The 10,003-nt window shown below is 62.5% G+C and carries 9 protein-coding genes and 1 tRNA gene; 3 read left to right on the forward strand and 7 right to left on the reverse strand.

The features are described 5' to 3' along the window. Positions 1-9 precede the first annotated feature (9 nt). Positions 10-1,275 (reverse strand): MFS transporter, encoded by a 1,266-nt coding sequence (locus tag LO50_RS14150; RefSeq protein WP_152623981.1) that lies wholly within the window; start codon positions 1,273-1,275, stop codon positions 10-12. A gap of 190 nt (positions 1,276-1,465) precedes the next feature. Between LO50_RS14150 and LO50_RS14155 the strand changes: the two genes are divergently transcribed. Further along, a complete protein-coding gene (locus LO50_RS14155; RefSeq protein ID WP_044315415.1) occupies positions 1,466-2,365 on the forward strand; it encodes a LysR family transcriptional regulator in 900 nt (299 codons plus the stop codon). 61 nt (positions 2,366-2,426) lie between these two features. On the opposite strand, the gene LO50_RS14160 is transcribed toward LO50_RS14155, so the two are convergent. Beyond that, the gene (locus LO50_RS14160) at positions 2,427-2,852 is read right to left on the reverse strand and encodes a hypothetical protein (RefSeq protein WP_044315407.1); all 426 of its coding nucleotides are present in this window, start codon (positions 2,850-2,852) and stop codon (positions 2,427-2,429) included. 275 nt (positions 2,853-3,127) lie between these two features. Between LO50_RS14160 and LO50_RS14165 the strand changes: the two genes are divergently transcribed. Both LO50_RS14165 and LO50_RS14170 read left to right on the forward strand, forming a co-directional pair. Beyond that, the gene (locus LO50_RS14165) at positions 3,128-3,616 is read left to right on the forward strand and encodes a DUF3015 domain-containing protein (RefSeq protein WP_044315408.1); all 489 of its coding nucleotides are present in this window, start codon (positions 3,128-3,130) and stop codon (positions 3,614-3,616) included. 67 nt (positions 3,617-3,683) lie between these two features. Then, positions 3,684-5,534, forward strand: a complete 1,851-nt coding sequence (locus LO50_RS14170) for an Lnb N-terminal periplasmic domain-containing protein (RefSeq protein ID WP_044315409.1) — start codon at positions 3,684-3,686, stop codon at positions 5,532-5,534. A 33-nt stretch (positions 5,535-5,567) separates the two neighbouring features. Here the strand turns inward: LO50_RS14170 and LO50_RS14175 are convergent, their stop codons facing one another. The 5 genes from LO50_RS14175 to LO50_RS14195 all read right to left on the reverse strand — a co-directional run bounded on the left by LO50_RS14175 (position 5,568) and on the right by LO50_RS14195 (position 9,938). Then, positions 5,568-5,858, reverse strand: coding sequence for a hypothetical protein (locus LO50_RS14175; RefSeq protein ID WP_044315410.1), 291 nt, complete (start codon positions 5,856-5,858; stop codon positions 5,568-5,570). 109 nt (positions 5,859-5,967) lie between these two features. After that, a complete protein-coding gene (gene trxC, locus LO50_RS14180; protein ID WP_044315411.1) occupies positions 5,968-6,405 on the reverse strand; it encodes a thioredoxin TrxC in 438 nt (145 codons plus the stop codon). 62 nt (positions 6,406-6,467) lie between these two features. Further along, positions 6,468-7,745: a bifunctional O-acetylhomoserine aminocarboxypropyltransferase/cysteine synthase gene (locus tag LO50_RS14185; protein WP_044315412.1), complete on the reverse strand. Its 1,278-nt coding sequence runs from the start codon at positions 7,743-7,745 to the stop codon at positions 6,468-6,470. Between the two features lie 93 nt (positions 7,746-7,838). After that, positions 7,839-9,671 carry an SLC13 family permease gene (locus LO50_RS14190; protein WP_336434167.1) on the reverse strand — a complete coding sequence of 611 codons (1,833 nt, stop codon included), beginning with the start codon at positions 9,669-9,671 and terminating at the stop codon, positions 7,839-7,841. Positions 9,672-9,861: 190 nt separating this feature from the next. Then, positions 9,862-9,938 (reverse strand) — tRNA-Ile (locus LO50_RS14195). Positions 9,939-10,003: the final 65 nt, after the last annotated feature.

Below are 10,003 nucleotides of genomic sequence, written 5' to 3' on the forward strand. Positions count from 1 at the left end.
TTTACCGGCTCAGTGAGCCGCTTGCGGCTCCGGCAGTGGGCGCAGGCGCGCCAAGTGCAGGGCTACAGCGACGGCGATCAGCAACAGCGAGGCGATGAACAGACCTACGCCGTCCCAGCCGGCAGCGTGCCAGAAGACGCCGCCCAGCGTGCCGGCGATGCTTGAGCCCAGGTAGTAGCTGAACAGATAGAGCGACGACGCCTGGCCACGAGCTTGTTGCGCGCGGCGGCCGATCCAGCTGCTGGCCACCGAATGGGCGCCAAAGAAACCGAAGGTGAACAGCAGCATGCCCAGCAGTACCAGCGGCAGTCGGTCGAACAGGGTCAGGGCCACGCCTGCCAGCATCAGAGCGATCACCAGCCAGAACACTCGGCGCCGGCCGAAGCGATCAGCGAGCGCGCCCACCTGTGCCGAACTGTAGATGCCCGACAGATAGAGCACCGCCAGCAGGCCGATCATGGTCTGGCTGAGGTGGAACGGCTCGGCGATCAGCCGATAGCCGATGTAGTTGTACAGCGTGACGAAGCTGCCCATCAGCAGGAACCCCTGCAGGAACAGCCACGGCAGGCCGGCATCGCGAAAATGCAGTGTGTAGCCCTGCAGCAAGCCGCGTAGGCGCAACGGGCGTGGGTGGAAGTGCCGCGACTCCGGCAGGAAGCGCCAGAGCAACAGCGCCGCCAGTAGCGCCAGACCGCCCATCACTCCGAGCACGCTGTGCCACGACAGGTAGTCCACCAGCACGCCGCTCAGCAAGCGTCCGCTCATGCCGCCGATGGCATTGCCGCCGATATACAGCCCCATCGCCAGGCCGAGGTGGTGCGGGTGGATCTCTTCGCTCAAGTAGGTCATGGCCACCGCAGCCACCCCGCTGAGCGCCAAGCCGACCAGCGCGCGCATCAGCAGTACGCCTTCCCAGCTGGGTGCGAGTGCACTGCCGACGGTGAACACGGCGGCAGCGAGCAGGGAGACGACCAGCACCTGCTTGCGGCCGATGGCATCGGAGATCGGTCCGGTGATCAGCAATCCGACGGCCAGTGTCAGGGTCGAGAGCGAAAGGATCAGGCTGCTCTGCGCTGCGTTGATGCCGAACGCCTGCGACAGCATGGGCATCATTGGCTGCACGCAGTACAGCAGGGCGAAGGTGGCGAAGCCGCCAGCGAACAGGGCCAGGGCAGTGCGCGCGAAGCGCTGCGTGCCTTTCTCGGTATGGCTGATGGGCGCGCCAGGCGCAGGTATCTCTGCTGACGCGCCACTGGCGCCGTGCGTACTGCTCACGATGAAGACCTCTGTCCGATTCGCTTTTTCCGGCCAAAAGCGGCCCGTTACGCCTGTGATCATTTTTTCGATCGGCGGGCGCGATTGCTGTTGTTCGGGTTTATGGGCGAAATGATAGGAAGCTTTGTTTAAGCTATCCAATATATTATTCGACCTTATTGATATGTTTTACGAATCGTTTGGGGCGCACGTGGAACTGAGACATCTACGCTATTTCGTGGCAGTAGCCGAAGAGCTGCACTTCGGTCGAGCAGCCGAACTGCTGCGCATCTCTCAGCCGCCGCTTAGCCAGCAGATCCAGGCTCTGGAACAGGAGCTGGGCGTGCGCCTGTTCGACCGCACCAACCGCCGGGTGTCGCTGACCGACGCGGGGCGGCTGTTTCTCGACGAGACCCGGCGCACGCTGGCTCAGGTGGACAAGTCGGTCGATGTGGTGCGGCGTGCCGAGCAGGGTGAGATCGGCGAGCTGCAGGTCGGCTTCACCTCGTCAGCGCCCTTCACGTCGATTCTGCCGCGAGCGATTCTGGCCTTTCGCCAGGCCTTCCCAGCGGTGCACCTCGCGCTGCAGGAGATGACCAGCAAGCAGGTGATCGACGCGGTGCAGGACGAGACGCTGCAGGTCGGCATGATCCGTCCCTTTGCCTTGCCGCCGGGCCTGCAGACCGTCGAGCTGTTCAGCGAGCCACTGGTAGCGCTGATGCATACGGGGCATTCGCTTGCCGAAGCAGGGGAGGAGGGCCTGGCTCTGGCGGAGCTGGCCGACGAGCCCTTCGTGTTCTTTCCGCGCAGCTACGGCACCGGGCTCTACGATCAGTTGCTCAATCTGGCGCGACAGGCGGGATTCAGCCCGCGAATCGCGCAGGAAGCGAACGAGGCTCTGACAATTATCGGACTGGTCGCGGCGGGATTGGGCGTGTCGGTGCTGCCGGCATCCTTTCGCCGTATCCGTATCGACGGAGTGCGCTTCCGCACCCTGTCGGATCAGGACGCCACCACAGCTGTGTGGCTGGTCAAGCGCCGCCAGGAGCAGTCGCCGCTGGCGCAGGCCTTCATGGATCTGGTGACGCGCGAGGCGCTTTCGGGCAGTTGAAGCACCCCTCAGCGGCTGGCGCGAAGCCGGTTGCGGGCCTGGGCCGTTGCCGGCCAAGCAATCAGTTGAAGTCGTACTTCGCTTCGATCTTGCGCTTTTGCAGGGTGTAGTGGGTCAGATCGATCTGGTTCTGCGCCAATTGATCTTCCAGCGCGTCCATCTCGCTGTTTTCCAGCTTGCTGACGTGCTGCTTGGTCGCGTGATAGTTGATCGTTTCCGCTGCGCTGTGCCCGCTTACCGGGTCCCACAGGATGGACAGGGGCCAGAACAGCAAGTTGACCACGCCGAAACCGTACTCCCGACCGTAGAACGAGCCACCGCCGGGTAGCAGGCCGAGTGCCGTCCCGAGGGCGGGGCTTTTCTCTTCGACCGCCAGCCCGGCGGCTTCATAGTGGCGAAGTTCGGATTTCTGATATGAATTCAGGCCGCTCGCGCAGCCGGTAGAGGCGAGAATCGTACCGGCGAGAATGATAGGGGTTAGTTTCACGACAGCTCCTTGTAATTGCGGACATGCGCGCTCCTTGACGCGCGGTCGCGGAAACTATCATGAAAGATGGCGATATGACATGTCGCTGCACAGCTAATGCTGACGCGTTGGTATTTGGCTGGGCGGTATGGCTATGTGGTAGGCGGAAAGGTCTCGGCGGCTTTAGCTTGAACTGTTCAGCGGTGCGGGCCTTTTTAGCTTGACACTGTCCACTGCCCTGCCAAAGCTACAGCGCAGCCGGCGAGGGCGCCGGTTATCCACCAAAGAGAACGATCATGAAACGGATTCTGCTAGCGTCCCTGCTCCTTACCGCTTCCGCCAGTGCCTTCGCCACCGCTCCGGGTGGGCCGGGTTGCGGCTGGGGCAACATGCTGTTCGAAGGTCAGCGCGGTCTGCCGTCGCACCTAGTGGCTTCGATCACCAACGGGACATCCGGTAATGCCACCTTCGGCATGACCTCCGGTACCAATGGTTGCTCCACTGATGGGGCGTTGCAGTACAACGGCAAACCGATGCTGGTGCTCGGCAGCATCATGACCGAACTGTCTGAAGACATGGCCATGGGCGAAGGTGAGGCGCTGACGACCTATGCCGTCGTGCTGGGCATCAAGCCTGAGGATCGCGCACATTTCGCCAGCGTCACCCAGGCGCACTTCGACGAAATCTTCAGCTCCGCCGATGTGACCGCCGAACAGGTCCATGCTGCTACCCTGGCGGTGCTCAAAGCGGATGCTCGTCTGGCTCAGTACGTCGAGCAGGCCTGAGTTTCACGCGCCTACCATTGTGCCCGCTCCGGCGGGCACTTTCATATCCGCTTGCCATTGGCCGAATATGCTTCGACCCCTGCTATTGCTGGCGCTATGTAGCCTAAGCGCCGTCGTGCTGGCTTCTCCACCCCCTGTTTCTGCCTTGCATCGGCTTGCCGACGAGGCCTACTGGCATTCGCTTGGTCACTACGAGCGCGGCAAGCTTGGCGGCTGGCGAAGCTATGTCGATGATGATGGCTTCTTCCTGGCCGAGGGCGGCGAACAAGATCCGGCGGCTGAGCTCGCGGCGACGCTCGCCGCCCTTTATGCTCCCGCGGATCAGGGTGACCCGCATGCTCAATGTGTCTACCCCGCGCGCACCCGTTGGTTACGCGAGCAGTTGAGCCTGACCGATCTGCCAGCGGTCGAGTGCTCCGAATTCACAATCTGGTTCGCCGAAGTCGCGCCGCACAGGGCCGTGCTGGTCTTCCCAGCGGCCTATCTCAATAGCCCATCATCAATGTTCGGTCATACGCTGCTGCGTATCGATCAGGCCAACATCGATACACAGGGTAGCCCCCTGCTGAGTTCCGCGCTCAATTTCGGGGCCTTCATCGAAGGGTTAGATAACAGCATCCTCTATGCCTGGAAGGGCCTGATGGGAGGCTATCCCGGATTGTTTTCGCTGCTGCCGTATCGCGAGAAGATCGGCGAGTACAGCCGCCTAGAGAATCGTGATCTGTGGGAATACCGGCTGAATCTGACGCCGGATGAGACGGGGCGGATGCTTGAGCATGTCTGGGAGCTCAAGCAGATACGCTTCGATTACTTCTTCTTTGACGAGAATTGCTCGTACCGCCTGCTTGAGTTGCTGGAAATCGCCCGGCCCGGGCTCAGGCTGACTGCGCAGTTTCCGTTAACTGCAATACCGGCCGACACCGTGCGCGCCGTGATCGATGCAGGGCTTGTCGAGGGTATCGATTACCGCCCTTCGCGTGAGCGAGAATTGCTGGCTCGCACCGAGCCACTCGAAACCGAGGAACTAACCTGGGTTCGCCAACTGGCCGACGATCCACAGGTGCTTAAGCAGAGCGACTATCTCAAGCTGCCGGCAGAACGCCGCGCCTTGATTCAGGATGGCGCTTACCGCCTGGTTCGCTATCGCGTCACCGGAGAGGTGCGCGATGCGGCCAATGCCGCTCAAAGCTATCGTCTGCTGCAGGCAATCAATCGTAATCCGCCGCCTCGCCTGGAGGTCGAGCGGCCGGTTCTGCCTGAATATGGCCATGAGTCACGCACGCTGCAGTTCGGCCTCGGCAGCCACGGTGATCGAGCCTTCGCCGAGTATGGGCTGCGCATGGCCTATCACGACCTGCTCGACAATCTCGAAGGCTTTCCGATGGGCGCGCAGATTGAAATCGCCCAGCTGCGGATGCGTCAGTACGAAGGCAACCGCTGGACGCTGCAACGGCTGGACCTGGCCGGAATTCGTTCATTGACGCCCGTTACGCCGTTGCTGAGGCCCTGGTCCTGGCAGATCGCCGCGGGGTTGGAACGCGTGCCGGAGGCTGATCAGGATCGACTGGTGGGGCATCTCAACGGCGGCGGTGGCTTCACGTGGCAGTTTGGAGACGGTCTGCTCGGCTTTGCTTTGGCTACGGCCCGGCTTGAGCACAACCCGGATTTCGGCGCGGCCATCAGTCCGGCCGCGGGTTTCGATAGCGGACTGCTCTGGCGGAATAGAGCGGGAAATCTGCTCCTTGAAGCGCGCGGCGACTATTTCCACAACGGCGAAGTGCGCCGACGCATCAGCTTCGCTCAGCAGTTCGAACTGTATGACGATATCGGCCTGCGTCTGGGCCTGGAGCGTAGCTTCAGCCATCGCGCCGAGGCCGAAACTGAAGTCCGGTTACAACTGCGCTGGTACTACTACTGAGGGGCCTGCCTGCTTGCAGGGCGAGCTATCAGGTCAGGGCTGTTTGTAATGGGCAGGGGTTTCGCCTTTCTCCTGCTTGGGCACACGGGTAACGCGGATGTCGGTGATGCCCATGACCTCGGCCTGCTCAAGTAACTGTGCTTCGTCAGCACCCGCTTTAGGCATCACCAGACTGTTCTCGGCGTCGCCATTGTGTAGCTCGATGAGATGGCGAGCCGCTTCGCCCTGAGACAGGCTGCCCACATCGGCGTCATAGGTCTCGGCGCGCGGATCGTTCTGGTAGATGTAGTTAATTTCGAATGTATGCGAAGGCTTGTCGAACATAAGGCGCTCCTGTTGAGTCACTGATGTTCAGTGGACTCGACGGCGTCGACAATCGTTCCGGTATACGCGCTGCGTGCACATTTCAGCGGAACTTCCTCCTTGCGGTGACTTACTTCACGCCGTGCTGCGCCAGCCACGCCATCAGCTGCGGCAACGGCATGGCGCCGCTCTGTCTGGCGACTTCACGGCCTTTGCGGAACAGGATCAGGCTGGGAATCGAGCGGATGCCAAGTTGCGTCGACAGCTGTGCATTGGCCTCGCTGTCGAGCTTGGCCAGGCGGCAGCGGCCCTGGAGCTGGCTGGCAGCCTGCGCAAAGGTCGGGGCGAAACTGCGGCAGGGCCCGCACCAGCTGGCCCAGACATCTATCAGTAGCGGCAGGTCGCCCTTGATCTGGTTGGCGAACTGGCTCTGTTGCAAGTCGAACGGAGCGCTTGGCAACGCCTCGGCCTTGCACCGGCCGCAGCGCGGTGCGTCGTGCAGCCGGTCCGCGGGGATACGATTGAGGCTGGCGCAGTGCGCGCAGGGGACGATCAGTGATTCGGTCATGACGAGGCTCCACGGCGGTATGCCCTTAATGTGGAGCCTCGGCGGCGGATATCAAGCGCGAGTCAGCCCTTGGACGCGCTCAGCGCCTGGGCCAGATCGGCGAGGATGTCGTCGATGTGCTCGATACCGATGGATAGCCGGATCAGGTCCTGTGACACACCGGCGCGGGCCAGTTCCTCGGCATTCAGCTGGCGGTGCGTGGTGCTGGCTGGATGGCAGGCCAGGGACTTGGCGTCGCCGATGTTCACCAGCCGCACCACCAGCTTGAGCGCGTCGATAAAGCGCGCGCCGGCTTCCATGCCGCCCTCGATACCGAAGCAGAGGATCGACGCCGGCATGCCCCCCATATAACGGCGAGCCAGTTCGTGCTCGGGGTGATCCGGTAGCCCGGCGTATTTGACCCAGGCCACTTGCGGATGGGCCTGCAGGAACTCGGCGACCTTCAGTGCATTCTCGCAATGGCGTTCCATGCGCAGCGCCAGGGTTTCCAGCCCCTGCAGGATCAGGAACGAATTGAATGGCGAAATGGCCGCGCCCATGTTGCGCAGCGGCACCACGCGGCAGCGGCCGATGAAGGCGGCGGGACCGAACGCTTCGGTGTAGGTGACGCCGTGGTAGGACACATCGGGCGTGTTCAGCAGCGCGAAGCGCTCCTTGTGCTGCGCCCAGGGAAACTTGCCGGAGTCGACCACGATGCCGCCGATGCTGGTGCCGTGGCCGCCCATGTACTTGGTCAGCGAGTGCACGACGATGTCCGCGCCATGCTCGAAGGGGCGGCAGAGCATCGGCGTGGCGACGGTATTGTCAACGATCAGCGGCACGCCGTGGCGGTGTGCGGCTTCGGCCAGGGCGGCTAGGTCGATGACGTTGCCCGCCGGGTTGCCGATGGATTCGCAGAACACCGCCTTGGTGCGTTCGTCTATAAGCGCCTCCAGGGCGGCGATGTCATCGTGGGCGGCGAAGCGTACTTCGATGCCCTGGCGCGGCAGGGTATGGGCGAACAGGTTGTAGGTACCGCCGTAGAGCTTGGCGACCGAGACGATGTTGTCGCCGACTTCGGCGATGGTCTGGATGGCGTAGGTGATTGCCGCCATTCCCGAGGCAACGGCCAGTGCCGCCACCCCGCCTTCCAGTGCCGCGACGCGCTGCTCGAGCACGTCGGTGGTGGGATTCATGATGCGTGTATAGATGTTGCCCGGCACCTTCAGATCGAACAGGTCGGCGCCGTGCTGGGTGTCGTCGAAGGCATAGGAAGTGGTCTGGTAGATCGGTACCGCCACCGCCCGGGTGGTCGGGTCCGGGCTGTAGCCTGCATGGATGGCGAGAGTTTCCAGTTTCATGGCGCGCTCCTTGTTCTTGTTCGTCGGGGGCAAAGGCCCGAGAGCATGAAACTGAACGCCTGGACGGTCAATGATCCAGGGCAAGCCTTATCGTCAGAGCGGCGTGAGCGGCCAGAACAGCGGAATCACCAGCGTCGCCACGACCCACAACAGCAGGTTCAGTGGTATGCCCACCTTGAGGAAGTCGGTGAAGCGGTAGCCACCGGCGTTGTAGACGAAGGTGTTGGTCTGATAGCCGATCGGCGTGGCGAAACTGGCGCTGGCGGCGAACATCACGGCGACCACGAACGCGCGCGGGTCGACCCCCAGATGCTGGGCCAGGCCGATTGCGATCGGAGTGATCAGTACGGCCACCGCGTTGTTCGACAGCATCTCGGTGAGCATCGAGGTCAGCAGGTAGATGAACGACAGCATGAACAGCGGGCCGGCCCAGGGGGTAATGGCCGTCACGTTCTGCACGACCAGCTGTACCAGGCCAACTTTGTCCATGGCGATGCTGATTGCCAGCATGCCGAAGATCAGGCTGAGGATCTTCCAGTCGACTGCCTTGTAGGCGTCCTCGACGTCCAGACAGCGCGTCGCCAACACCGCGGCCGCACCAATGATCGCCAGGCCTTCGATCGGCATCACGCCAAAGGCTGCCAACACCATGACCGCCAGGGTGGCGATGATCGCGATCGGTGCCTTGTCGCGGCGAAAGGCGCGCTCCTGTACCGCGTTGAGGCTGATCAGCTCGCCGTTGTCGGCAAAACGCTTGATCTGCGCAGGCGTGCCCTCGACCAGCATCACATCGCCGAACTGCAGCTGGAAATCGTCAAAGTTGCCCTGAATGTTCTCGTCCTGCCGGTGCACGGCCAAGACGCTGATGCCGTAGCGCGCGGACAGGTCGAGGTCGCGCATCGGTCGGTGGCTGTAGCGCGAGCCGCGGCCGACGATGGCTTCGGCAAGGATCACGTCTTCGCTGCTGATGGTTTCGAAGGCGTCGCCCCGGTTAAAGGTCAGGTGGCCGCTTTCGCGCAGCTCCACCACGTCCTTTACCTGGCCATGGATCATCAGCAGATCGCCGGCGGTCAGGGTGAAGTCATGCTCCGGGCGGCTGAACAGCTGCGCGTTGCGGTTTACCTGCAGCACTTGCAGCCCGCTGCCGCCGTTCAGGTTGGCCTCGGCGAGGGTCTTTCCGATCACTGGTGAGTTCGACGGCACGCGCAGCTCGGTCATGAAGTTGCGATCAAGGCGCGGGCCGAGCAACTTGGACAGCGTGTCGCGTTCCGGCAGCAGATGCTTGCCGATGGTCAGCAGATAGACCATGCCTGCGGCGGCCATGATCAAGCCCGCCCCGGTGATCTCGAACATGCCGAAAGGGGCGAGCCCAGCCTTGCGCGCCACACCATCGACGAGGATGTTGGTCGAGGTGCCGATCATCGTCAGCGTGCCGCCGAGAATCGTGGCGTACGACAGCGGAATCAGCAGTTTCGAGGGCGTCGTGCCGGCGCGCTTGGCCAGGGAAATCGCCACCGGCGTGAGGATCGCCACTACCGGCGTATTGTTCAGACAGGCGGAAATCACCAGTGCGGTGATCGTCAGGCCGAACAGCACTCGTGTAGGGCTGGTACCCACCAGATTACCGAGCCAGTTGCCCAGCGCATCGATGCAGCCGGTGCGTTCGAGCGCCGCCGAAATGATGAACATGCAGGCGATGGTGACCGGGGCCGAGTTGGACAGCACGCCCAGCACTTCCCCGGGCGTCAGCAGCTGCGTCGTCAGCAGCACCGCCACGGCAATCGCCACGACGATGTCCGGGCTCCAGCTCTCTCTTACGAACGCCACCAATACCCAGATCAGCAAGGCGCAGACGAACAACAGCGGCAGCGATTCTGGAAGCATGGACGTCCTTAAGGGTGGCGACTGAGGCGCGCGTCGAAACAGCGGGCCCGCGGCGCAAGATAGAGGCGTCAGCTTAGAGAGTCCAGAAACCTTTCCTGATGTTTATATGCGATTTGGTTATTAATGGAGAGTGGGCGCGGCCGGCGAGCGGAGGGCTGAACCCGGCGGCGTCGCTGAGTCGTCCGTCAGCAGGGATAAACGAAAAAGCCGCGCAGTGCGCGGCTTTAAAAGGTGGTGGGCCCACACGGACTCGAACCGTGGACCAAAGGATTATGAGTCCTCTGCTCTAACCAACTGAGCTATAGGCCCCCAGAAGGCCGGCGGATTATACCGGCGGTATGGCGGCTGCGCCAATCGAAGCTAGCTGCTCCGAG

This window comes from Stutzerimonas stutzeri (assembly GCF_000935215.1).
Classification (GTDB): Bacteria; Pseudomonadota; Gammaproteobacteria; order Pseudomonadales; family Pseudomonadaceae; genus Stutzerimonas.

Coding starts and splice junctions, on each gene's coding strand:
- LO50_RS14165 (WP_044315408.1), top strand. CDS start 3,128: ATGAAACGGATTCTGCTAGCGTCCCTGCTCCTTACCGCTTCCGCCAGT.
- LO50_RS14175 (WP_044315410.1), bottom strand. CDS start 5,858: ATGTTCGACAAGCCTTCGCATACATTCGAAATTAACTACATCTACCAG.
- LO50_RS14185 (WP_044315412.1), bottom strand. CDS start 7,745: ATGAAACTGGAAACTCTCGCCATCCATGCAGGCTACAGCCCGGACCCG.
- trxC (WP_044315411.1), bottom strand. CDS start 6,405: ATGACCGAATCACTGATCGTCCCCTGCGCGCACTGCGCCAGCCTCAAT.
- LO50_RS14170 (WP_044315409.1), top strand. CDS start 3,684: ATGCTTCGACCCCTGCTATTGCTGGCGCTATGTAGCCTAAGCGCCGTC.